General features: G+C 61.1%; 18 protein-coding genes and 2 pseudogenes. 4 read left to right on the forward strand and 16 right to left on the reverse strand.

Annotated features, from left to right (window positions below; translation table 11 throughout):
* Positions 1 to 30: 30 nt before the first annotated feature.
* The 8 genes from GVK32_RS22435 to nqrC all read right to left on the reverse strand — a co-directional run bounded on the left by GVK32_RS22435 (position 31) and on the right by nqrC (position 8,483).
* The gene (locus GVK32_RS22435; protein ID WP_159872465.1) at positions 31 to 516 is read right to left on the reverse strand and encodes a TlpA disulfide reductase family protein; all 486 of its coding nucleotides are present in this window, start codon (positions 514 to 516) and stop codon (positions 31 to 33) included.
* Positions 503 to 1,198, reverse strand: coding sequence for an ABC transporter ATP-binding protein (locus tag GVK32_RS22440; RefSeq protein ID WP_159872467.1), 696 nt, complete (start codon positions 1,196 to 1,198; stop codon positions 503 to 505). The genes GVK32_RS22435 and GVK32_RS22440 overlap by 14 nt, the downstream gene beginning before the upstream one ends.
* A gap of 4 nt (positions 1,199 to 1,202) precedes the next feature.
* Positions 1,203 to 2,333, reverse strand: a complete 1,131-nt coding sequence (locus GVK32_RS22445) for an FtsX-like permease family protein (RefSeq protein ID WP_159872469.1) — start codon at positions 2,331 to 2,333, stop codon at positions 1,203 to 1,205.
* Positions 2,323 to 3,606, reverse strand: a complete 1,284-nt coding sequence (locus GVK32_RS22450) for an ABC transporter permease (protein ID WP_159872471.1) — start codon at positions 3,604 to 3,606, stop codon at positions 2,323 to 2,325. Before GVK32_RS22450 ends, GVK32_RS22445 begins: the two co-directional genes overlap by 11 nt.
* A 2-nt stretch (positions 3,607 to 3,608) precedes the next feature.
* On the reverse strand, positions 3,609 to 4,988 hold the full coding sequence (locus GVK32_RS22455; protein WP_159872473.1) for a Fe-S-containing protein: 1,380 nt from the start codon (positions 4,986 to 4,988) through the stop codon (positions 3,609 to 3,611).
* 108 nt (positions 4,989 to 5,096) lie between these two features.
* Positions 5,097 to 5,624: an iron transporter gene (locus GVK32_RS22460; protein ID WP_128877978.1), complete on the reverse strand. Its 528-nt coding sequence runs from the start codon at positions 5,622 to 5,624 to the stop codon at positions 5,097 to 5,099.
* A 33-nt stretch (positions 5,625 to 5,657) separates the two neighbouring features.
* Complete coding sequence (locus tag GVK32_RS22465) at positions 5,658 to 7,580, reverse strand: FTR1 family protein (protein WP_159872475.1); 1,923 nt, start codon at positions 7,578 to 7,580, stop codon at positions 5,658 to 5,660.
* A gap of 126 nt (positions 7,581 to 7,706) precedes the next feature.
* Entirely contained in the window at positions 7,707 to 8,483 is a 777-nt protein-coding gene (gene nqrC / locus GVK32_RS22470) for an NADH:ubiquinone reductase (Na(+)-transporting) subunit C (protein WP_159872477.1), read from the reverse strand.
* 521 nt (positions 8,484 to 9,004) lie between these two features.
* Here nqrC and GVK32_RS22475 point away from each other — a divergent pair.
* A complete protein-coding gene (locus tag GVK32_RS22475) occupies positions 9,005 to 9,970 on the forward strand; it encodes a helix-turn-helix domain-containing protein (RefSeq protein WP_159872479.1) in 966 nt (321 codons plus the stop codon).
* Positions 9,971 to 9,990: 20 nt separating this feature from the next.
* Here the strand turns inward: GVK32_RS22475 and GVK32_RS22480 are convergent, their stop codons facing one another.
* Positions 9,991 to 10,110, reverse strand: coding sequence for a small membrane protein (locus GVK32_RS22480; RefSeq protein ID WP_139339464.1), 120 nt, complete (start codon positions 10,108 to 10,110; stop codon positions 9,991 to 9,993).
* Positions 10,111 to 10,322: 212 nt separating this feature from the next.
* On the opposite strand from GVK32_RS22480, the gene GVK32_RS22485 reads away from it, so the two are divergent.
* Both GVK32_RS22485 and fdhF read left to right on the forward strand, forming a co-directional pair.
* The gene (locus GVK32_RS22485) at positions 10,323 to 11,405 is read left to right on the forward strand and encodes a malate/lactate/ureidoglycolate dehydrogenase (protein ID WP_159872481.1); all 1,083 of its coding nucleotides are present in this window, start codon (positions 10,323 to 10,325) and stop codon (positions 11,403 to 11,405) included.
* Positions 11,406 to 11,690: 285 nt separating this feature from the next.
* The gene (gene fdhF / locus GVK32_RS22490; protein WP_159872483.1) at positions 11,691 to 13,841 is read left to right on the forward strand and encodes a formate dehydrogenase subunit alpha; all 2,151 of its coding nucleotides are present in this window, start codon (positions 11,691 to 11,693) and stop codon (positions 13,839 to 13,841) included.
* Positions 13,842 to 13,892: 51 nt separating this feature from the next.
* On the opposite strand, the gene GVK32_RS22495 is transcribed toward fdhF, so the two are convergent.
* Positions 13,893 to 15,059, reverse strand: a complete 1,167-nt coding sequence (locus GVK32_RS22495; RefSeq protein ID WP_159872485.1) for a M20 aminoacylase family protein — start codon at positions 15,057 to 15,059, stop codon at positions 13,893 to 13,895.
* A gap of 293 nt (positions 15,060 to 15,352) precedes the next feature.
* Between GVK32_RS22495 and GVK32_RS22500 the strand changes: the two genes are divergently transcribed.
* On the forward strand, positions 15,353 to 16,552 hold the full coding sequence (locus GVK32_RS22500; RefSeq protein ID WP_159872487.1) for an MFS transporter: 1,200 nt from the start codon (positions 15,353 to 15,355) through the stop codon (positions 16,550 to 16,552).
* 53 nt (positions 16,553 to 16,605) lie between these two features.
* Here GVK32_RS22500 and GVK32_RS22505 read toward each other — a convergent pair whose 3' ends face one another.
* The 6 genes and pseudogenes from GVK32_RS22505 to GVK32_RS22530 all read right to left on the reverse strand — a co-directional run bounded on the left by GVK32_RS22505 (position 16,606) and on the right by GVK32_RS22530 (position 21,926).
* Positions 16,606 to 17,328, reverse strand: a complete 723-nt coding sequence (locus tag GVK32_RS22505; RefSeq protein ID WP_041147669.1) for an amino acid ABC transporter ATP-binding protein — start codon at positions 17,326 to 17,328, stop codon at positions 16,606 to 16,608.
* A complete protein-coding gene (locus GVK32_RS22510; RefSeq protein ID WP_041146000.1) occupies positions 17,315 to 18,079 on the reverse strand; it encodes an amino acid ABC transporter permease in 765 nt (254 codons plus the stop codon). Before GVK32_RS22510 ends, GVK32_RS22505 begins: the two co-directional genes overlap by 14 nt.
* Positions 18,080 to 18,145: 66 nt before the next feature.
* Positions 18,146 to 18,913 (reverse strand): basic amino acid ABC transporter substrate-binding protein, encoded by a 768-nt coding sequence (locus GVK32_RS22515; RefSeq protein ID WP_159872489.1) that lies wholly within the window; start codon positions 18,911 to 18,913, stop codon positions 18,146 to 18,148.
* A 95-nt stretch (positions 18,914 to 19,008) separates the two neighbouring features.
* Positions 19,009 to 19,939: pseudogene (locus tag GVK32_RS22520) on the reverse strand (MurR/RpiR family transcriptional regulator).
* A pseudogene (locus GVK32_RS22525) lies at positions 19,905 to 20,884 on the reverse strand (ABC transporter substrate-binding protein). The pseudogenes GVK32_RS22520 and GVK32_RS22525 overlap by 35 nt, the downstream one beginning before the upstream one ends.
* Positions 20,874 to 21,926: an iron ABC transporter permease gene (locus GVK32_RS22530; RefSeq protein WP_159872495.1), complete on the reverse strand. Its 1,053-nt coding sequence runs from the start codon at positions 21,924 to 21,926 to the stop codon at positions 20,874 to 20,876. The pseudogene GVK32_RS22525 and the gene GVK32_RS22530 overlap by 11 nt, the downstream one beginning before the upstream one ends.
* Positions 21,927 to 22,077: the final 151 nt, after the last annotated feature.

Genomic DNA, 22,077 nt, shown 5'->3' on the forward strand with positions numbered 1-22,077 from the left:
GCTTCCCCCGGGCAACGCCGGGGGAGCCGCTTAGCGCTGCGCCAGCTCGCTGAATACCGCCTGCAGCGCCTCCGGCTTACGCCAGCCCTGGTGCAGGTCCACCACCCGCCCGCGGCTATCAATCAGCACCGACGTCGGGGTACCGATCACCTGATAGCGCTCCTGGGTTATTTTCAGCCGGTCGCGCAGCACCGGGTAGCTGATGCCGTGCTTTGCCAGCAGCGGCGCGATCTCGACGCTGTCGGGATCGGTATTCACCCCCACCACCACCACTTTATCCGGCCAGCGCTGGCTCAGCGCCTGCAGGGTATCCATCTCCGCCAGGCAGCCGCCGCAGCCGGCGGACCAGAAATTAAGATAGATGGCCTTGCCGCGCCAGCGCTCAAGGCTGGCCGCGTTGTCCTCGAGATCGAAGGCCGCCAGCGCGGGGGCCGGCTCGCCGCGTGCCAGCTTCTCCTCTTTGCAGCCGACCAGCAGCGTCAGCAGCAGTATGATAATTACCTTAGGCATGCGCATGATGGTTCACCTCTTCGCCCAAATACCTGCCGTGCTGCAGCCGCACGATGCGGTCGGCAAACTGTCCCAGCGCCGGGTTGTGGGTCACCATCACCACCGTGCGCCCCTGCCGGTGCAGATCGGTCAGCAGATCCAGCACCCGCTGCTCGTTTTCTTCATCGAGGTTGCCGGTCGGCTCATCGGCAAAAATGACCGGCGGCTCGTTGACCAGCGCCCGGGCGATGCACACGCGCTGCTGCTCGCCGCCCGACAGCTGGCTCGGCAGGTGGGTCATCCTGTGTTCAAGGCCGACCTGGGCCAGCACCGCCCGGGCGGCGGCCTCGTCCACCACGCTGTGGTAGTGCTGCGCCAGCATGATGTTTTCCAGCGCCGTGAGGAACGGGATCAGGTGAAACTGCTGGAAAACGAGGCCAATTTTCTGCGCGCGAAAGGTGCGGCGCCCCTCTTCATCCAGCGCCGCCGCGTCGGTGCCGTCGAGGATGACCTGACCTTCGCTGGCGGTATCAAGGCAGGTGAGAATGTTCATCAGGGTGGTTTTCCCCGAACCGGAAGCGCCCATAATGGCGACGAACTCACCGCGGGCGATGCACAGATTAATGTCTTCCAGCGCGGTGACCTCGCCAAATCGCTTATATAAATGACGGGTCTCAATTGCCATCTGACGCAGGGGCGTGACGGTCATGGCGTTACTCTCCTTTCAACACTTTCGCCGGCTCGACGCTTACCGCACGCCGCACCGGGACAATGGCCGCCAGCAGGGCGACCAGTAAAGACAGCGCCAGGGTAATCGGCAGCACCGGCAGGCGCAGCGAGATGCTGGCATTAAATACCGTCATGCCCAGCAGCTGCGCCAGCAGATAGCCGAGCACCCAGCCGCAGACTACCGCCGCCAGGGTGATAATGCTGGTTTCCAGCAGCATCTGGCGGATGATATCGCCGTTGCTGGCGCCCAGCGCCTTTTGCAGGGCAAACTCCCGGGCGCGTTCGCCCACGATCGCCATCAGCGTGGTGTTAACGCACAGCGACGACAGCGCGAGGATAACTAGCGATACCAGCCCCATTAGCCCCTTGATTTTGTCCAGCACCTGGCCTTCGGAGGCCGAGACCTTGCGCACCGGGCGGATCTCGAGGTCGGGATACTGCTGCTGCAATTGGCCGGCATAGTGCTCCACCTGGCCGAGGTCGTTGCTGACGCTCAGCAGGCCATGGCTGATAACGCCGGGCTTCTGCAGCCAGGCCTGGGCGACGTCGAGGCTGACGATCAGCATATTATCGGTGGCGTCGCCGGCCTCCACGATGCCTTTAACCAGCAGCTTTTTGCGCTGACTCCCCGCCACCAGCGTCAGGCTATCGCCGAGGCGCAGATCCAGCCGCTGCGCCAGCTTGACGCCGATCATCGCGTTGCGATCGTCAAAGCTGACGCCGATCCAGCTGCCGCTCACCTGCCAGTAGGGCACCAGTTTTTGCAGCGATTCGAACCACACGCCAACCATCACCACCTTTTCCAGCTCGGTGCGCGCGGTGCCGTACAGCCACGGGCTAGCGCCGTGGATCAGCCCCGGCGGCGCGCCGTCGAGGATCGCCTGCAGCTCGGGCTGCGGCATGCTGGTGCCGTGCCCGGGGCCAATATAGAAGTTGGCGCCGAAGGTGCGCAGCTCTTCGCTCATTTTGCTGTTAATGTCGAACCACACGGCGGAGAGCGCCGTGACGATGGTCGCCCCCACCGCCAGCGCGGCAAACACCACGCTCACCCGCTGCAGGCGCAGGCGCAGCGCCCGCCGCACCAGCAGCCACAGCATGTCGCGCTTAACGGCCATACAGCACCTCCACGGGATAAAGACGGGCAATGCGCCGCGCCGGGAACCAGGTGCCGATGAGCGCAATCAGCACCGCAATCACCAGCACGCAGGGGACCACCACCCAGGCAAAATTAAGCGGCGTCGCGAACAGCATCAGGCCAATCACCTTCGCCAGCCCCCATCCCGCCATGCAGCCAAACGCCCCGCCCGCGAGGCCGCCGAGCGCCGCCTCGAGATAGAACAGCAGCAGGATTTGCCACTGCCGCGCGCCGAGCGCTTTCATCAGGCCAATCTCCTTCGCTCGCTCCATAATGGTGCTGGTCATCAGCGAGGCGATCCCCATCGCGGCGGCGGCCAGCGCCGCCAGGGTCACCACCGCCATCAGCAGCTGAATTTTATCGATAACCACTCCTTCCGAGGCGGCAACCTGCCACACCGGCCGCACCTGGGCGCCAGAGATCGCCTCCTCCAGCTGGTGGGCAATGGAGGAGACGTAGGCCGTGCAGTACCACAGGTCGTACTCTTCGGCGTTTAGCGCCTCCAGATTCGCGCGCGCCCGGCGCGAAAGCTCATTCTCCGGCACCGTCAGCGCCGAGACGCGGATCGCCTGCACTTTCCCCGGCAGGCCCAGCAGCTGCTGAACGACGCCCAGCGGCATCACCAGCTGATTATCTTCATCGCCACCGCTGGATAAAATGCCGCTTACCTCGACGGTCAGCGCGCGCTCTGCGGTCCGCAGCGTCAGGCGGTCGCCCGGCTTCCAGCCGGAGCTGCGCGCCAGCGCGTGACCGACCAGGGTCTGCGCCAGCGGGCCCGGCGGCTCCTGCGGCCACTCCCCGGTAACCTGCCAGTAAGGGCTGACCGTACGCTGCCCGGTTTGGTAGCCCTCTTCATCCGGTATCGCCACCGGCTGGCTGAAAAAGGTCCCCAGGATCCGGATATCCCGGCCCTTGACCTGCGCCTCGCCGCCGAGCATCGGGGCGAAGCCGACGATATTGTTGCGCCAGAAGATATCTTTAATATTGGGCAGTTCGGACTCATCGAGGAAGTCATCGCTGGCCAGGGGGTTGCTTTGTTCGCTGAACAGCGCCGGCAGCGCGGCCTGCCCCGCGGGCTCAATCAGGATATTGGCGCCGTAGGACTTCAGCTCGCGCGACATCTTGTCGCCGATGTCGATAGAGACCGCCAGCAGGGCCGAAATCAGGCTGGCAGCGAGAAAAACGGTCAGCACTGCCAGCGCCTTGCGCCGCAGGTTGCGCCCCCATGAGCGGTAGATCATTCGCCACAGCATCGCTACTCCTCCTTCACCGCGTCGGCAACGAACTGCTCCGGCGCCTGGCGAAAACGGTCATAGTTGGCTTCGGAGGCGAAGAACCAGGTCTTACCGCCATAGCTGTATTTAAAGTCGGCCGCGGTATTGGTCAGGCTTGAGCCGTCCACCGGGTCGGTAACCTTGATGGTCAGCACCGTCGAGAAGTAATTACCCCCTGTCGCCAGCGCGCTGCCGGGGATGGTCAGCTCGGTTTCATCGTTGCGCCAGCCGTCGATCGGCACCGGATTACAGCCGCCGGGTTTGCCAATCGACGGAATAAAAATGTGCACCCCGCAGGCGACGCAAATCACCTGGTTGCCTTCCATCACGTACCCCTGATCGCCGCACAGCAGGCAGGCGTCAAACACCACGCCAAGGCGCAGCTTGTCGGGATAGCGGTTGATCACAAAAAAGCGCACCGCTTTACCGTCGTCCGCTATCCACACGAAGCGATGCAGCTTGCCGTCGCGCACCTGCGCCAGCGGAATATGCACCTGCCCGTCGGCGGCGAGGGTTACCGGCTGCGCTTCGGATAAGCGCGGCGGCTGCGAGGCCACCTGCTCCCACCACAGCTGGCCGCCGATAATCACCAGCGCGCAGCCGACGGTGGTGAGCCACAGGCGGCCGGCGCCCCGGCGTTCGGCCAGCGCCAGGCGGCGGTCAATCGGCCGTTCGGCGGCCTTTACCGCCCGGGCGTAGCCGCGCAGCGTCGGGAGCCAGAACAGGCTCATCAGCAGCAGTATGGCGCCGGCGGCCCAGCTGTAAAGCGCGGCATTGTTGGTCACTTTGGCGACAAAGCTCAGCAGCGGCTTCAGCAGCGGTACCACCTGCAGCTTCATCAGCAGCAGCAGCAGCGTTCCGCTGAGCGGAAGCCACAGCAGCACCATCAGCAGCAGGGTCAGCGGCCAGTACAGCCAGCGCATCCGCCGCAGAAGCATCGCGCAGAGCGCGGCGGCGAGGCAGAGCGTGGCCAGCGCGAGGAGGATCGCCGTCAGATTCAACAGCAGATCGGTATTCAGGACGTGAGTTGAGGTCAGGCCGCTCAGGTTCGGGTCCAGCCCCCAGCGGCGGGCCGCGCCGGCAACGAGGATCCCTTGCCATAGATAGCGAACCCGCTGCGATGCCCACCAGAAGCTGAGCAAAAACAGCAGCGAAAGCAGAATTTCAGCGCCGACGAGGATCAGCTGCAGCGACTGGCTACCGCGAACGTAGAACCCCGCCAGCAGACCGACGGCCAGCGCCGCAAGCAGCATCCAGGCCAGCGGGCGCAGCGCGGGAGCGTCGCCGCGTCCCCAGAGCACGGCGGACAGAAGCGCAATGCAGAAAAAGACCTGTAGCGTCGAGACAAAAAAATAGCTCATGACTTCAACTCGGTACGGCGGATAAATAACAGACCGCAGGATGGCCGGCGGGTCGTCCTGCGTAACAGCGGCGGCCTCCGTGGCCGCGAAAAATCGGCTACGCCAGGCTTAGTTCAGGCCGACGTACTTAAACTCGTAGCTGACGTCAAACGGCTTCCACCAGCGGCCGACGCCGGTTTCGCTATCGGTATGGCGGTGCATCCCGGCTTTTGACGGCGGGTCGATGTGGTAGGTCACTTTATAGTTGCCCACGCCCATCATTTTGATATTGGCGCCGTAGTGCGGGCCGTCGCTGGCCACCATCGGCATAAAGGTGCCCTCCTGCTTCTCGCCGGTGTCGCTGTTAACCAGGGTGTAGGCGATGGTCAGATAGGGGATCCATTCGCCCGCGCCAAAGCCATTCTTGCCCCCTTCCACCGCATGGATGTCGGCTTCCAGATGAATATCCGACTTCGCCGCCGGCAGCCCCATGCCGCGAGGCTCCATATCGATCGGCTGGAGATAGACCGCCGCAAGCTCCATCTCATTCATGGTCACCGGTTCCCCCGCCGGATACTCCTTAAAGGCCAGCGCCGCCGGGGCGGTGAAAATGCTGGCAACGGTGGCACTGATAATCAGGGTCTGTTTAAAGGTCATCTGGCACATCCTCTCGTCTTAAAATTAAAATAGTCAGAAGTTATTTTTTATATCTTCAGCCGGCGCCGGGGCGCGGCGGCGCATGATCCCCAGCGCGACCAGCGCCGCAATCAGCAATATCGCCTGCGGGATCAGGGTTTCAACATAGGGATAGATACCCAGCCAGCTGATTTCGGGAATACCGCCGACCATCGTCGGCTGGAAGAGCTTGCCCTCCACCAGCTCCAGCACCCCTTTGCCGGCAAAAACGAACGCCATCAGGTACATAAAACCGCCGGTGAACAGGAAGAAGGGTTTGAGCGGCAGCCGCACCACCGAGTAACGCATCACCAGCCAGGCCACCAGCAGCACCACGCAGCCGATGATAAACCCGCCGCCGATGGCGAGATGTCCGCCAACGCCCTGGGCGTCGCCGAGCAACGCGGCGTAAAACAGCACCGTTTCCGCGCCTTCGCGATAGACCGCGAGGAAGCTGGTCAACCACAGCCCAACCAGCGAGCCGCGCGAGAGCGAGTGGGAGAGTTTGCCCTCCAGCCAGGCTTTCCAGTGGCGGGCTTCAACTTTGGAGAGCAGCCAGTAGCTCATGAAGAACAGCATCACCACCGCGATCAGCATGGTAATCCCCTCCAGCAGCTCCCGGCTGGCGCCGGAGTTGGTAAACAGCAGCTGGAAGATAAACGCCGTCACCACGCTGGCGACGAGCGCCACGACCACCGACTGGCGAATCAGCGGCAGCTTGTCGCGCTGGTCGTTTTTAATCAGATAGGCGACGATAGCCGCCACGATCAGCAGGGCTTCCAGCCCTTCACGCACGATGATCATCAGGCTGTAGAGCAGCAGGCTCCAGTGGGTCTCTTCCCCCTCCCCGAGCAACGCGACCGCCTTTTGCAGATCCTGTGCCAGGGCGGCGGCCTGTGCCGTCAGCTTCTCCTGCGGCTGGCTGGCCTTCATCAGGCTGACCATGCGGGTGAAATAGGCTTCAAGGGTGGTTTTGAACGCCGCGTCGCGGGAGCCGATTTTGTTCTCCATGCCGCTGGCTTCGAAGCGGTCGAAGTAGCTATCCTGGATATCCTGAATGGCGCCTTCCGCTTCACCGCGCTGATAGCGCGCCAGAGCGGCATCCATGCTTTGGTTGATTCCCGCCGCCACGCTGGCCCAGTCGGCGTTCGCCGCGGAGACCTCCGCCGCCGCCGGGTTGGCCTGCTGCCCGTCGTCGCGGGTGCCCGGCAGGCCGGGTAAAAGATCCTCCAGATCCTGCAGCAGCGCGGTGACCTGATACGAAACGTCGTTCAGCCGTCCGGGCTGGGCCGTCAGCGCGATCAGGGCGGTAAACTGCTGGTTAATCGCCGCGGCTTCCTTCGCCGAGCGATTCTGACGCACCGCGATTTCCATTTCCGAATTTTTGAAACCCTGATAGTGCGCCTGCTGGATCTGCTGGCTGGCGAAGGAGTAGCGGCCGGCCTGATACTCGCTCACCGCCTGCGCCAGCCGGTCGTCGATAATGCGAAAGCTCTCCTGCCACTGCGCCGCGATATCGTCCCGCGATAGGGCGCTATGCTGCTCCTCCGCCACCAGTCGATGCCCGCCGTCCAGCACCGGTTCGACTTCGCGCAGCGCCCGCTTCAGGCCGTCGATACGCGCCTGAACCGCGTCCAGCGGCTTACCCTCGGCAATCATCCGCCGAATGTCGCCGAAGGTGCTCTCCATCTCGTAGCTTTTGCGCGCCGAAATATTAATGCGAATCGGCCCTTCGAGGTTTTCAAACACTTCAAAGTAAGCGCTCTGAACTTCCCGGCGCGCCTCGTCGTTTTTCTGCTGCTGGTAGAGCTGCGCCGTTTTGTCCAGCCGCTGCTCGATATCCTCGATGTAGGGGGCATAGTGGGTCTGAGCCAGCGCGGCGGCGCTAAACAGGAGGCTAAAAAGCATCGCCAGAAAGAGAAAACGTGGAGCTGCCATTGCGCCTTCCATCGAAATTTAATGATAATAATTATCATTGCCATTTTTACCTTCGATGTACATGACGCAGATCATTAAAATGTCAAAGCGTGAAAATTTGTGTCAGATATTGCAAAGAGCGCAAGGCTAATGGCGCGCGGCGTCGGCGGCTAATTGCGTTGGATCCTGCTGAATACGCTGGAGAAATCTGCCGTAGCCCTGCGGCCCCATCCAGTAATTAATACTCTTCTCAACGCCGTTTGAGGTTAAGGTCGCTCCGCTAATGCCGTCGACCGTATAATCGTCGTGCCGTCCGTCGTTATTCTGCGTCACCTTCAGCGTCGGCTGGCCGCGATCGTCGCGTATTTTTTTGCCCGCCCACTGCCTCAGCCACTGCGGGTCTTCCACCCTCGCGCCGAGCAGCGGCGTCTCGTTCTGCCGGTAGTACAGCAGATCTTTCACCGTGCGGCCGTCGGTGTCGATGGCCACCAGCGCATACATCATCGATTTCGCGCCCTTACCGGAAACCGGCAGAATAATCTGTTGAATTGTTCCGCTGTTATCGTGAACGAGGTAGATATCTACCAGGGCGCAGCGCTGCCTGATTTGCGCCGGATCGCCGGCCGCCGGCAGGCTGGCGCAGCGTTTTTGCGCCGCGCGGCCCTTGCCCGGTGCCAGCAGATCGCCGCTATCGAGATTAAGCTGACGGACGCTAACCCGGCGCTGAAACTGCACCCTTAGCGCCTGCGGATCGCGCTGGCCGCTCTCATCGAGCCCAGCCACTTTGAGAACGGCAGCGGCGGTTTCATCGCCATCAGGTTCGGCAAAATTGTCTTTCTGCAGTAAAAAATAACCACCGGCGGCGGCAAAAAATAAAACACAAAAAAACATCAAAGATAAAACAATAATTTTACGTTTCGCCATGAGCTTATTATCCCCGTTAGCCGATGTGTATTGACCTCTATACTCGTCATACTTCAAGTTGCATGTGTGTTGGCTACGTTCGCTCACCCGAATCACTTACTGGTGTAAGCTCATCGGGATTCACTCCCTTGCCGCCGTCCTGCAACTTGAATTATTTAGAGTATACCTGCGATATAGCTTGCAATTATTTTTATCCCGCTGTCCAGCCCGATGTTGCCTGGCCACTCTGGGTAAAATAAAGCGTTTATTCGTGGAATAATTAATTTATGGCTCGCGGCGTGAATATATTTTATACGCCCAGTGAGCATGTATTAATAAAGCCAAAATAATATTCAGCGTACTGGTGAAACTATTTTCTGGTGAAAAGAGGAGGCCCATCATCCGGCTGGCAGGACGCCCGTATGCGCGGGCGGTTAAAATGCGTAAAAAAAACCGCCGGGCGCTGGTTTTTCTTAGGATTAATCTTATAATAGAAGGCTAAAAATTCACCTGCCAGCATCACCTTGAGAAAGGCGAAAAACATGCCCAGACCTACTGCGCTGTACGTTCCTCATATTTTGAGCGCGGCGGATATCGCGCCGGAAGAGCGTTACCAGCAAATATCGCAAAACCTCGGCTGCTATGGGATAGAAGTGGCGAACAACCGCCGCCCGGCAGAGATTATTGCCACACATAAGACTATATCCGCTATTTCCGGCGACTATTGTAGTGCGATGGGTTCGAAAAATCAGACCACCTTCGATCCGCATCGCGTCGAGGAGCAGTCGATCTATATTTCGCTGCTGGTGCAGGGACATCAGGTTATTAGCGGCAGAAAGAAATCCGTCTCCGCGCAGGTCAATCCGGGAATGCTGATTGTTCATCAGCGCAATGATTATTATCAGTATCAGTGCGACGACGTGAAGCAGCTCTATATCATTCCGCGCAGCGAGAAAATCAAAGACGTTTTTAACGGCAGGCTCAATAGTCCGATTGTTTCTCTGGAGAATCATCATCTGGCGATGTTTCTGAAATCGCACATGATGCTGCTCGATAGCCATTCGGCGGACCTGTCGCTAAAGGAGACGGCAACCGTTGTCGACGGTCTGCATAATATGGCGCTGCTGGTCCTGAGCGATATCGCGAAACAGCAGGGATTAATATCTTCCGGCAAGCTGGGGCATCTGGTGAATAGCGCGAAATCGTTTATCGCCCTGCACTATCAGCAGCACGATCTCTCCCCTGATCTGCTGTCAAAAGCGCTCCACTGCTCGCGATCCAGCCTCGATCGCGCCTTCAACGAACAGGGAACCTCGGTTATGACGGTGCTTAAAGAGCGGCGTTTAGAGGCCGCGCGTGCGCTGCTGGAGAGCGCACCTCAGCTGCGGGTCGAGCAGATTTCGTGGCTCTGCGGGTTTATCAGCCATCCGTTATTTAGCAAAAGCTTCCGCGAGAAATATCACGCATCGCCGAAGGCCTGGCGCGAAAATTATCAAAAAGCCGGTTAATAAACCGCGGGCTTTGTGATTCAGCGCTGGCGAAACGATTTAAAACGCATTGCCCGGCGCTCTTTAATATAGCTAAGCAGGCTATAGACGGAAATACCCAGCAGGGCAACGGCGACGAGGGCTAAAATGATTGAGCTGATGTTCATTATGGTTTTCTCCATATCATTTAGAATAAGATTTCTATCATAATGATTCTCACTCCGGCGACCAGTCCCGACAGCCTCAACTCTGTTCTCTGCCACTCACGCCAGCACTCTCCACAAGCGCTTGATCTTCATCGGCATGGAGAGCAGCATGGATCGGCAAACATCACAAAATAACTACGCTAACCGCCCACCACAGGAGAGACTCAGTGCCTACCGGACATCGCTTTCAGGCTACGGATCTGCATCAGTTTGTCGTCACCCTTTTCAGCCACCTCGGCAGCACCGCCAGCGAAGCGACCCTCGTCGCCGACCATCTGATTGCCGCCAACCTCTCCGGCCACGATTCGCACGGCGTCGGGATGATCCCGAGCTACGTGCGCTCCCAGGCCGCGGGGCATCTACAGCTCAACCGGCATGCCAGCATTATGAAGGACGCCGGGGCGGTAGTGACCCTCGACGGCAACGCCGGGTTCGGGCAGGTTGTCGCCCACGAGGCGATGCAGATCGGTATCGAAAAGGCACAACGGCACGGCATGGCCGCCGTCGCCCTACGCAATGCCCACCATATCGGCCGCATCGGCTACTGGGCCGAGCAGTGCGCGGCGGCGGGCATGATCTCTATCCACTTCGTCAGCGTCGTCGGCGACCCTATGGTTGCGCCGTTTCGCGGGAAGGACAGCCGCTTCGGCACCAACCCGCTGTGCGTGGTGTTCCCGCGCAGGGGCCAGCCGCCGCTGCTGCTGGACTACGCCACCAGCGCCATCGCTTTCGGCAAGACCCGCGTTGCCTGGCACAAGGGCGAAGCGGTGCCGGCCGGCTCCTTAATCGATGCCCACGGCGAGCCGACCAACGACCCGGCGGTGATGCAGACCTCGCCGCTGGGCGCGCTGCTGACCTTTGCCCAGCATAAAGGCTACGCCCTGGCGACGCTGTGCGAGATCCTCGGCGGCGCGGTATCCGGCGGGCAGACAACCCACCAGGAGAGCCTGCAAACCTGCGTCGACGCCATTTTCAACTGCATGACCACTATCATTCTGGACCCGGAAACCTTCGATGCTCCGCAGATGCAGAGCCAGACCGAAGCCTTTATCGACTGGTGTAAGCAGTCCCCGCACGAGGCGGACGCTCCGATTCTGGTGCCCGGCGAATGGGAGCAGGCCAACCGCGAGGAGCGCATGGCGCGGGGTATTCCGCTTGACGAGGGCAGCTGGCAGGCCATCTGCAGCGCGGCGCAGGAGGCCGGTTTAGCCGCGCAAACCCTCGCCCACTTCCGGCAAAAAATGGCCTGATCCCCCGCCCTGCGCCCCTTCCTTCGCGCCGCCGGCCGGCGCGAGCCTGCTATCGCCGGGGCGTCGTGCCGGGCCGCTCGTCATCGTCATTAGTGACGACATCGCGACGACCCGGCATCCCATTATTTTATTTCCCATAAAAATCAATTATTTATTTTTTTGGCACGCTTCCTGCTTAACAGCCACACCTGACGTCAGCATCGTGACGCAAGGACTCAATGACGATGGCAGGCCGGGCCCGGCCTGACCGACGATCTTCATTCACTGTTAACAGGTCTGTTACTGATGAAAAAAATCACGAGCGTTTGCCCTTACTGTGGGGCGGGTTGCAAGCTTAAGCTGGTTGTCGAAAACGATAAAATTATCCGCGCCGAAGCCGCCGATGGGGTGACCAACCAAAACCAGCTGTGCCTCAAAGGCTATTACGGATGGGATTTCCTCAACGATACCCAGCTGCTCACCCCGCGCCTGAAGCAGCCGATGATTCGCTATCAAAAAGGCGGCAAGCTCACCCCGGTGACCTGGGATGAAGCGATCCGCTATACCGCGAAAAAGCTGCAGGCCATCAAACAGCAGTACGGCCCGCGCGCCATTATGACCACCGGCTCATCCCGCGGCACGGGGAATGAAACCAACTATGTGATGCAGAAATTTGCCCGCGCGGTGCTCAACACCAACAACGTCGACTGCTGCGCCCGCGTGTGTCACGGGCCGTCGGTAGCCGGCCTCCAGCAGGCGTTGGGCAACGGCGCGATGAGCAACTCGATAAGCGATATTGAAAACTCGAAATGCCTGCTGGTCTTTGGCTACAACTGCGCGGATTCCCACCCGATCGTGGCCCGTAGGGTGATCAAAGCCCGCGAGAACGGGGCGAAGATCATTGTCTGCGACCCGCGACGCATTGAAACCGCGCGCATTGCCGATCGTCACCTGCAGCTCAATAACGGCAGCAATATGGCGCTGGTCAACGCCTTTGCGCACGTGCTGCTCGAGGAAGACCTCTACAATCATGATTACGTCGATCGCTTTACCGAAGGCCTTGAGGCCTACCGGGAAGCGGTAAGGGACTACTCGCCCGAGGCGGTTGAAGCGCTGACCGGGGTGCCGGCGCAGGAGGTGCGCCAGGCGATGCGAATGTTTGCCGCCGCGCCTTCGGCCACCATTATGTGGGGAATGGGCGTGACCCAGTTTGGCCAGGCGGTAGACGTGGTCAAAGGGCTGGCCAGCCTCGCGCTGCTCACCGGCAACCTCGGGCGCGAGCACGTCGGCGTGGGCCCGGTGCGCGGACAAAACAACGTCCAGGGCGCCTGCGACATGGGGGTTCTGCCGAACCTCTTCCCCGGCTATCAGGAGGTCACCGACCCGCAGGTGCGGGCGAAGTTTGCCGAGGCCTGGGGCATCGACCCGGCGCTGATGGACGATAAGGTCGGCACCCGCATCACCGAAGTGCCCCACAAGGCGTTGACCGGGGAGATCAAGGCCTACTACATCATGGGGGAAGATCCGCTGCAGACGGAGGCCGACCTCGGGCTGGTGCGCAAGGGGATCGAGGCGCTGGATTTCGTGGTGGTGCAGGATATCTTTATGACCAAAACCGCCGAGATAGCCGACGTGCTGCTGCCGGCGACCTCCTGGGGCGAACACGGCGGCGTGTTCACCTGCGCCGATCGCGGCTTCCAGCGCTTTGAAAAGGCAATCCCGACGTCGGGAAACGTCAAGCGCGACTGGGAGATCATCAGCCTGCTGGCCAGCGAAATGGGCTACCCGATGCACTACGCGGATAACCAGCAAATCTGGGACGAAATGCGCGAGCTGTGCCCACTGTTCTACGGCGTAACCTATGAAAAAATGGGCGATATGAACCACGTGCAGTGGCCCTGCCCGACGCTGGATCATCCGGGCACGCCGTGGCTTTATAAGGATAACCAGTTTGATACCCCGACGGGTAAAGGCCAGCTGTTCGCCGCACCGTGGCGGGCCCCGGCCGAAACGCCGGATGCCGACTATCCGCTGGTGCTGTGCACGGTGCGCGAAGTCGGCCACTACTCGTGCCGCTCGATGACCGGCAACTGCGCGGCGCTGCAGTCGCTGGCCGACGAGCCGGGCCGGGTGCAAATTAGCCGCGCCGATGCGCAGCAGATGGGGATTACCGACCGACAGCTGGTGTGGGTCAGCTCGCGGCGCGGAAAGGTTATCACCCGCGCCGATATCAGCGATCGCATCAATAGCGGTGCCGTCTATATGACCTACCAGTGGTGGGTGGGGGCCTGCAATGAGTTAACCCAGGATAACCTCGACCCGATCTCGAAAACGCCGGAAACCAAGTACTGCGCGGTGAAGGTCGAGGCCATTGCCGATCAGCGCTGGGCGGAACAGTTTGCGCTCAGCGCCTACAACGAGATGAAAGCGCGTCTTAAAGCCGCGGCTAACGCCTAAAAGCTTCAGGGGAGGCGCGCCTCCCCTGACGTGACGTTGTCACTCAACGCGTCAGGCTTCGCCGACCAGCGGCAGCAGTTTTTCCACCAGCGCCGTCCACATCAGCACTCCGGGTTCGATCAGATCGTCATTAAAATCATAGCCGGCGTTATGCAGCGGTTTGGACGGCGTTTCGCCATCGGTACCGATCCAGAAATAGGCCCCGGGGCACGCTTCCAGCATGCAGGCAAAATCCTCTGAGGCCATTGACGGGCTGACCTCGGCGTTCACCGCCGACTCGCCCAGCGCGGCAATCGCCGCCTCGCGGACGCTCAGCGCCTGCGCCGGATGGTTGCGGGTGACCGGGTAGCCCGGATACCAAAAAATTTCCCCCTGCACGTCAGAGACCTGCGGCTGCGTCGCCACGTAGCGTTCAATCAGCCCTTTTACCCGCTCGCGAACCGGGTTGCTCAGGCAGCGGAAGGTGCCGCGCAGCACTACTTTGTCCGGCAGGACGTTGATCGCCTCCCCGCCGCTAATCTGCGTAATACTGACCACCGCCGACTCCTGCGGCGACAGGCGCCGCGACGGAATCGTCTGCAGCGCCATAATAAGCTGCGCGGCGGCGACGATCGGGTCGGCCCCGCTCTCCGGCATCGCCGCATGGCAGCTTTTGCCGGTCAGGGTGATTTCGAAGGCATCAAGGGAGGCCATCATCGCGCCGCTGTTGATCGCCACCTGCCCCAGCGGGATCCCCGGCCAGTTGTGCAGCGCGTAAATTGCGTCCATTGGAAACAGGGTAAACAGCCCCTCTTCGACCATTTTGCGCGCGCCGCCGAGGTTCTCTTCCGCCGGTTGAAAAACAAAATGCACCGTGCCGCGAAAGCGGCGGGTCCGCGCCAGATGCGCCGCCGCGGCCAGCAGCATCGCGGTATGGCCATCGTGGCCGCAGGCGTGCATCACGCCGGGATTGCGGGATTTGTAGCTGACCTCGCCGAGTTCGGTAATCGGCAGGGCGTCCATATCGGCGCGCAGGCCGATTACCGGGCCAGGACCGTTCTCCAGGGTCGCCACCACCCCCGTTCCCGCCAGCCCCGTATGCACCTGCAGGCCAAACGAGGCCAGCAGTTCGGCGACGCGACGGGAGGTTTTCTGTTCCTGATAGCCCAGTTCAGGGTAAGCATGAAAATCGCGTCGCCAGCGAATAGCCTCGGCGATGGATGAAGGCGATACTGCCATGTCGTACTCCTTTCCTGCACAGCATCAACGCTGAGCGAGGGTTGTTATCGGTATGCATTTTATCCATGCGCCCCGCGAGCGCCGGGCTGCTCTATGAGTTATATCCTTTCGCCAGCACGCTGACAACTCTCGCTAAACGTCCGCCCGGCGGGCTTTGGCGAGCGGCCGCGGCCCCCTTCTCAATTAATGGTAGCCATTTCAACGGTGACAGAAGCCATATGATTAACTAATATGCAGAGCTGTTGGCGATTCGCCAGATTATCCACCTGTTGACTTCCGTTATCGGGAATAAAATGTTTAACCCAGACCACAATCGCTTAGCGCCCACGCTGGCGATGATCATGGCCGCCTCGCTGGTAGGCTTTATCACCGGCTATACGGTGCCGCTTATCAGCCTTGAGCTTGCGCAGCAGCAAATTGATACCCTCTACGTTGGCCTGCTGGCCGCGCTGCCGCCGGCGGGCATGATGCTCTCCTCCTTCCTCTCGCCCGGGCTGTGCCGCCGCTTTGAGATGGGCGTGCTGCTCAGCGCAAGTCTGATCCTGCTGGCCCTGGCGACGGTTGCCTCCTGCCTGACCGTCGATCTACCGCAGCTCCTGCTGCCGCGCTTCCTGACCGGCCTCGCCTCGGGGGTGATTATCGTGCTGGGAGAGAGCTGGATAACCGGCGGGGCGGCGGGTAAAAATCGCGCCACCCTGACCGGGATTTACGCCTCGGCGTTTACCGGCTGCCAGCTGGCCGGACCGCTGCTCATTTCCGCCGGCCCCGCCTACCAGTCATGGGCGCTGCTGGCGATCTGCGGCCTGACCGCCCTGTGTCTGCTTATGCTGCGCCACCTGCCGGGCGGCAGCCGTGAGAGCCTCGCCGGACGCGCCAGCTGGCGTAGCCTCGGCGCATTTTTGCCGGTTCTGGCCTCCGGCGTATTCTGCTTTTCCTTCTTCGATGCCAGCATCCTGGCGCTGCTGCCGCTGTACGGCATGGATAAGGGGCTAAACGAGTCGATGGCGGTGCTGCTGGTGACGGTGGTACTAACCGGCGACGCGCTGTTCCAGGCGCCGCTCGGCTGGATTGCCGATAAGTTTGGCATCCGCCGGGTGCACCTCAGCTGCGCGCTGGTGTTCTGCTTCACCCTGCTGGCGCTGCCCTTCCTGCTCGGCTCGCGCATGCAGCTGATCGTCGGCTGCCTGGTGCTCGGGGCGGCGGCGGGCGCGCTCTATACCCTGTCGCTGGTGCGGGCGGGTAAAACCTTCTCCGGGCAAAAGCTGATCATGATAAACGCGCTATTGGGCTTCTTCTGGTCGGCGGGGAGCGTTGCCGGGCCGGTGATCAGCAGCCTGGCGATCGGCGTTTCGGGATATGACGGTCTGATCGTCACCCTCTTCGCCAGCGGGCTGCTGTTCCTGCTGATTCAGGGATTAGGTAAAAGCGAGAAGACGCTGCTGGCTAACGAGCGTGAAGCTTCGGTCGATGAGGTTAGCGAAGCGGCGCAGTAGCGCGCCGTTGCGCCTGCAGCAATACGATAAAGCGGCCCTGGCGGCCGCTTTTCTTATAGCACTTTGCTGAGGAACGCGGCGGTGCGCGGGTTGCTCGGGGCGCTAAAGATCTGCTCCGGCCGGCCCTGCTCCTGAATAATCCCGCCGTCGATAAAGATAACCCGGTCGGCGACCTCGCGGGCAAAGCCCATTTCATGGGTCACAATGACCATCGTCATCCCTTCGCTGGCGAGATTTTTCATCACCGCCAGCACGTCGCCGACCAGCTCGGGGTCGAGCGCCGAGGTCGGCTCGTCGAACAGCATAATCGACGGCTTCATTGCCAGCGCGCGGGCAATCGCCACCCGCTGCTGCTGGCCGCCGGAGAGGCTGGAAGGCCAGGCGTCGCGCTTATCGCTCAGCCCCACTTTTGCCAGCAGCTCTTCCGCCAGCGCAATCGCCGCCTGCCGGGCCATGCCGCGCAGGTTCATCGGCGCCATGATCAGGTTTTCCAGCACCGTCATATGCGGGAACAGGTTGAAGCGCTGAAAGACCATGCCGACGCTTTCACGCAGCTTGTTCAGGTCGGTGGTGCGGTCGTGGACGGCAAAGCCGTTGACCGCCACTTCGCCCTCGCTGACGGTTTCCAGCGCGTTCATGCAGCGCAGAAAGGTGCTTTTCCCCGAGCCGGAGGGGCCGATGATGCACACCACTTCCTGCGGCTGAATATCGCAGCTAATGCCGCGCAGAACGTGGCTGTCACCGAAGCGCTTGTGCAGATTGTTAATGTGAATCACTTTTGCCAAACCTCTTTTCCAGACGGTTAACCAGCTGTGCCAGCAGGAAGGTAATCACCCAGTAGACCAGAGAGATCGTCAGGTAGGGTTCCCAGTAGGTGGCGTAAGCGCCGGAGACGGTACGCGCGGCGTAGGCCAGGTCGGCAAGGCCGATCGCCGACGCCAGCGAGGAGTCCTTAACGATAGCGATGGCATTGTTGCCCAGCGGCGGCAGAATGCGGCGAAACGCCTGCGGCAGGATCACCTGGCGCATGGTTTTCCACCACGGCATCCCCAGCGCACGAGAGGCTTCCATCTGCCCTTTATCGATCGACTGAATGCCGGCGCGGAAAATTTCCGAGACGTAGGCCCCGGCGTTGAGCGTTATCGCCACCACGCAGGAGAGAAACGCGCCGTAGTTAGAGCGCAGCTCGCGGGCAAAATCGGCGCTCATCACCCCGCCGGTGACCAGCAGGCCGTCGCGCGGGTTGATAAACAGCGGCACCAGCGCAAAGTGAACCACCATGATCTGCACGAACAGCGGCGTGCCGCGAAATGCGCTGACGTAGAAGCGTACCGGGAACTGGACCAGGTAGCGCAGGACGTATTTCCATACCCCGTGCTCGGCCTTCGCCATTCGCCCCAGCCCGAGGGTCAGCCCCCACAGGGTGCCGAGGATCACGCAAATAATGGTGCATTTAATGGTCATCAAGGCGCCGTCCATAAACAGCGGACCGTACTCCTCGATGATCTCCCAACGGAATCCCGTCATAATCCTTCCCTAAAAAATACGGCTATCGTCAAAGCCGATAGCCGTGAGTAAGACAAAAAATAGATCTTATTGCGCTGGCAGCGTCGGGACGTTGTCGTCGAACCAGGTTTTGTAGATTTTGGCGTAGGTGCCGTCGGCGACAATTTTCTGCAGGCCGGCGTTGATTTTCGCCTGCAGCGCGCTGTTGCCTTTGGCTACGGCGATGCCGAAGTACTGGCGCTCAAACTTCGCGTCCGGCACCAGCTTGAACTGCTTCTCCGGATGCTGCTTGATGTAGTATTTCACCACCCCAACGTCGCCGACCGCCGCGCTGACGCCATCTTCAAACAGCTCCTGCAGCATCAGCGGCGTATTGTCGAAGCGCTTAATGGCGGTGCTGTTTTTACCCAGCACGTCAGAAACCACGATATCGCCGGTGCTGGAGTTCACCACCCCAACCTTCTCGCTTTTCAGCGCCGCCAGCGAGGTCACCTTCGAATCCGACGGCACCACGATCGACTGCTCGGCCGGGAAATAAGGGGCGGAAAAATCCACCATCTGCTTACGCTTATCGGTAATGGTGATCCCGGAGATGATAATGTCGCGATCGCCGGTGTTGAGGGTAGCGAAGATCCCCTCCCACGGCGTGTTGACCAGCTTGATATCAAAGTTTTCTGCCTTAGCGATCGCTTTGATAATGTCGATATCAAAACCTTGCAGCTGCTTCTGGCTGTTTTCGTACTCAAACGGGCGATAGGTGCCGCCGGAACCGACAACGTAGGTTTCCTGCGCCGCCTGCGCGGTGCCAATCATTGCCGCCATCAGGCAGCACGCTTTCATCCACTTCTTAACCATGATAGATCCTTTTTATGCATTTATTTTGCATAAAAATACACACACTCAGCATAGCATGCAACCACAAACCTGCGCTGCGGTGATTTATCTGGCAGTTAGCTGCGCTTACCGCCAGATTTACCGATCGCTTTATGCAGTTCGTTGATGCGCTTCATCGACTTCATGGTTTTTTGCGGAGCGGTAGAGGCGACCGAGAGCACCATCATTTCCAGACACACCAGCACCGTTCCGTGCAGCGGCACCCGCCCGTTATCGCCGCCGCGCGGCACCTCGATAACCACCTGCGCCTCCTGGCTGAAGCGGGAGTCCACCGCCTGGGTCAGCAGAATGGTCGGAATACCGAGCCGCCGGGCCTCCCGCAGGGTGGTCATGCCTTCGCGGTGCGGCGATTTTTGCCCCATCATGATCAACACGTCGCCGCGCTGCAGGCCGATCAGCTGTTCGGCGAGGCTAAAACCGGTGCGGTTAAGGACGTACGAAGGCAGACCGATGCGGCTGAACAGCCTGGCGGTATACTCCGCCAGAATCCCCGAGGCGCCGATGCCGAAAATCGCCACCTGGCGCGCGTCGGTGAGCAGAGCCACCGCCTGCGCGACCGCCGCGCGGTTGTCGGGGCGGGAGAGCATCTCGCAGGCGCGCTGGTGGCCCTCGAGCACGAAATCGATGCTCGAATTGACGTCCGTCGAGAGCACATTGACCGTCGAGAGCATTTTCTCCGAGGAGGTAATCGACGGGCCAAACCAGCGCTCCATCGTCTGCTTCAGCTCACGCAGCCCGGCAAAGCCCAGCGCCTGGATGGCCCTGACCACCGTGGCGTCGGAGGTGTGGGTGGCGGTGGCAATCTCCATCGCCGTGCGCTCCAGCACCACCTCGCGGTTATCGTTGATATAGCTAACCACCGCCAGCAGGCGCGGCGACAGCTGATGCGCCCGGGCGCGAAAACGGTCGCCAAACAGGTCGACCCGCCCTTTCTCGCGTTTGGCCGGAGTTTTCATTTAAGCTCCGGTGGCAGCGGACGTCCGGCAATATGCGACTGCACTTCGGCCGCCATCAGGCTCAGCGCGGCGAAGGAGTTGGAGATCACGTCCTCACGCGGCAGCAGGATATAGCGTCCGCTGCGGCAGGCGCGCATAAAGTCGCACCAGCCCGGCATCACGGTCTCCATCGCCTGCAGCTCGTCCTGCGGCTTACCGCCGGTATCGGAGCGCCAGGTCGCGAAAACGAAATCGGCATCCAGCTCCGGCAGCTGCTCGGCGCTGACGTCGATGCGCTGGCCGTCGGGAATACGCTCAATCAGCGGCGGAAAACGAAAGCCGGCGTCGCGCAGCACGCGGCCCAGGGCGTGATAAGCGTGATGGACGGTCACTTTACCGCCGTTAGCCTGAATCACCGAGACGGTAATCTTCTGCGTATCGACCGCCGCCTTCAGCTGCTTAATCTGCTCCCGATAGCGCCGCTCGAGCACCGCCAGCCGCGGCTCGGAGCCGGTCAGCTGCGCCAGCTTCGCGTAAATGCGCGGCGCGCTGCCCTGCAAATGGTCGATGCTCACCGTTGGGGCTATCTTCTCCAGCTGTTCCACGGAGACGTGGCGGCTGGGCTCGGTAATAATCAGGTCCGGCTTAGCCGCAGCCACGGCTTCAAGATCGATATCCGCGGTGCCGATAAACTGAATATCGCTGTTATCAAAATCGATGCCGGTAAGCTGGGCGCTGGAGCGCAGATAGTGGCTACCGTCGGGACGCGTACGCCCGTGGCTGGCGACCGGCGGCACGCCGAGCTCGATCAGCGGGATCGTGATATCCAGATCGTGCATCGAGACAATCCGCTGCGGATGCAGCGGAACGTTCACCACCCGACCTAAATCATCGGTAAATTTTTGCGTCTGACCCGCGGCGGCACCGGCGGTACCGGCCACGCAAAGCAGCAGAGGAACTAACCAACGCATAGCAATCCTTGAGAGTTACAGGGCATCACGACGACGCCACAGCAGCAGAATAAAAAACGGACAACCCACCAGGGCGATGACAATCCCGGCCGGGATTTGCAGCGGCGCAAAGGCCACCCGCCCGATGGTGTCGGTCACTAATACCATCAGAGCACCAATCAGTGCGCTGCCGCACAGCAGAGAGACCTGGCCGCCGCGCAGCACAAAGCGCGCCATATGCGGCGCCATCAGGCCAACGAAGCCGAGGCTGCCCACGCAGGAGACGCTGGCGGAGGTCAGCAGCACCGGGGCAAAAAAGCGCAGCAGCGTCAGTTGCTGTAGCCGGACGCCGAGGCCGATAGCCGTGCGGTCGCCGAGCAGCGCCACGTCCGCCGCGCGGGCGGTAAGAAACAGGATCAGCGCGCCGGGCAGCGCCCAGCAGGCGGCGACCGCCAGCAGCGGCCAGGTCGCGGCGTGCAGGCTTCCCGCCAGCCAGATCATCGCCGTCTGCACGTCGCGGACGTCGGCGGTGGTCATAAAAATGCCCACCGCCGCGGCCAGCGTCCAGGAGACGCCGATACCGATCAGGATAAAGCGCGGCCGCGAGCAGTCGCGCGCCAGAGCCAGCACCAGCAGCGCCACCAGCACGCCGCCGGCCATTCCCGCCAGCGGTCTCCAGGCCAGCGCCGTCGCCGGGAAGAACAGGATCAGCGCCAATACCACCACGCTGGCCCCCTCCTTGACGCCGATAAGCCCCGGGTCCGCCAGCCCGTTACGGGTGATGCTCTGCATTGCCGCGCCGGCCATCCCCAGCATCGCCCCGCACAGCAGCGCCATAAACAGCCGCGGTAGGCGGATATCGAACAGAATAAAGCGCTGCTGTCCGCTGAGGCTATCCGCATCCAGCAGCGCCCGCAGCACGGTCCCGGAAGGTAGCGGGAAGCTGCCGCGCGTCAGACCAAACGCGCCGAGAATGGCGATCGCGGCGAGCAGCCCGGCGGCACTCTTCAGCGCCGCCGGGCGCAGCAGAATATGACGGCTCCCGGCAGCCAGCGGGCGGAATCCGGCACGACGTGCGGCGCTTTTCATTTAAAGAATCTCGCGGCAATAAAAGTAAAAAACCACCTGCATAGCAGGTGGCATTGAAAACGCCCCATAGGGGCGTACTAAGTCCAGACTCTGAGAGCCTTCCCTTCACACCTCTTTTAGAGGGAGCTGGCTCTCTTCAACTTCATGCTTT

The sequence above is a fragment of the Klebsiella sp. 18074 genome, from assembly GCF_902705905.1.
GTDB classification, from domain to species: domain Bacteria; phylum Pseudomonadota; class Gammaproteobacteria; order Enterobacterales; family Enterobacteriaceae; genus Klebsiella; species Klebsiella terrigena.

Excerpts from the sequence above, each read along its gene's own strand:
- GVK32_RS22450 (WP_159872471.1), bottom strand. The coding sequence starts at position 3,606 with ATGCTGTGGCGAATGATCTACCGCTCATGGGGGCGCAACCTGCGGCGC.
- GVK32_RS22500 (WP_159872487.1), top strand. The coding sequence starts at position 15,353 with ATGTTTAACCCAGACCACAATCGCTTAGCGCCCACGCTGGCGATGATC.
- GVK32_RS22495 (WP_159872485.1), bottom strand. The coding sequence starts at position 15,059 with ATGGCAGTATCGCCTTCATCCATCGCCGAGGCTATTCGCTGGCGACGC.
- GVK32_RS22445 (WP_159872469.1), bottom strand. The coding sequence starts at position 2,333 with ATGGCCGTTAAGCGCGACATGCTGTGGCTGCTGGTGCGGCGGGCGCTG.
- GVK32_RS22460 (WP_128877978.1), bottom strand. The coding sequence starts at position 5,624 with ATGACCTTTAAACAGACCCTGATTATCAGTGCCACCGTTGCCAGCATT.
- GVK32_RS22515 (WP_159872489.1), bottom strand. The coding sequence starts at position 18,913 with ATGGTTAAGAAGTGGATGAAAGCGTGCTGCCTGATGGCGGCAATGATT.
- GVK32_RS22440 (WP_159872467.1), bottom strand. The coding sequence starts at position 1,198 with ATGACCGTCACGCCCCTGCGTCAGATGGCAATTGAGACCCGTCATTTA.
- GVK32_RS22435 (WP_159872465.1), bottom strand. The coding sequence starts at position 516 with ATGCGCATGCCTAAGGTAATTATCATACTGCTGCTGACGCTGCTGGTC.
- GVK32_RS22455 (WP_159872473.1), bottom strand. The coding sequence starts at position 4,988 with ATGAGCTATTTTTTTGTCTCGACGCTACAGGTCTTTTTCTGCATTGCG.
- fdhF (WP_159872483.1), top strand. The coding sequence starts at position 11,691 with ATGAAAAAAATCACGAGCGTTTGCCCTTACTGTGGGGCGGGTTGCAAG.
- nqrC (WP_159872477.1), bottom strand. The coding sequence starts at position 8,483 with ATGGCGAAACGTAAAATTATTGTTTTATCTTTGATGTTTTTTTGTGTT.
- GVK32_RS22475 (WP_159872479.1), top strand. The coding sequence starts at position 9,005 with ATGCCCAGACCTACTGCGCTGTACGTTCCTCATATTTTGAGCGCGGCG.
- GVK32_RS22510 (WP_041146000.1), bottom strand. The coding sequence starts at position 18,079 with ATGACGGGATTCCGTTGGGAGATCATCGAGGAGTACGGTCCGCTGTTT.
- GVK32_RS22530 (WP_159872495.1), bottom strand. The coding sequence starts at position 21,926 with ATGAAAAGCGCCGCACGTCGTGCCGGATTCCGCCCGCTGGCTGCCGGG.
- GVK32_RS22465 (WP_159872475.1), bottom strand. The coding sequence starts at position 7,580 with ATGGCAGCTCCACGTTTTCTCTTTCTGGCGATGCTTTTTAGCCTCCTG.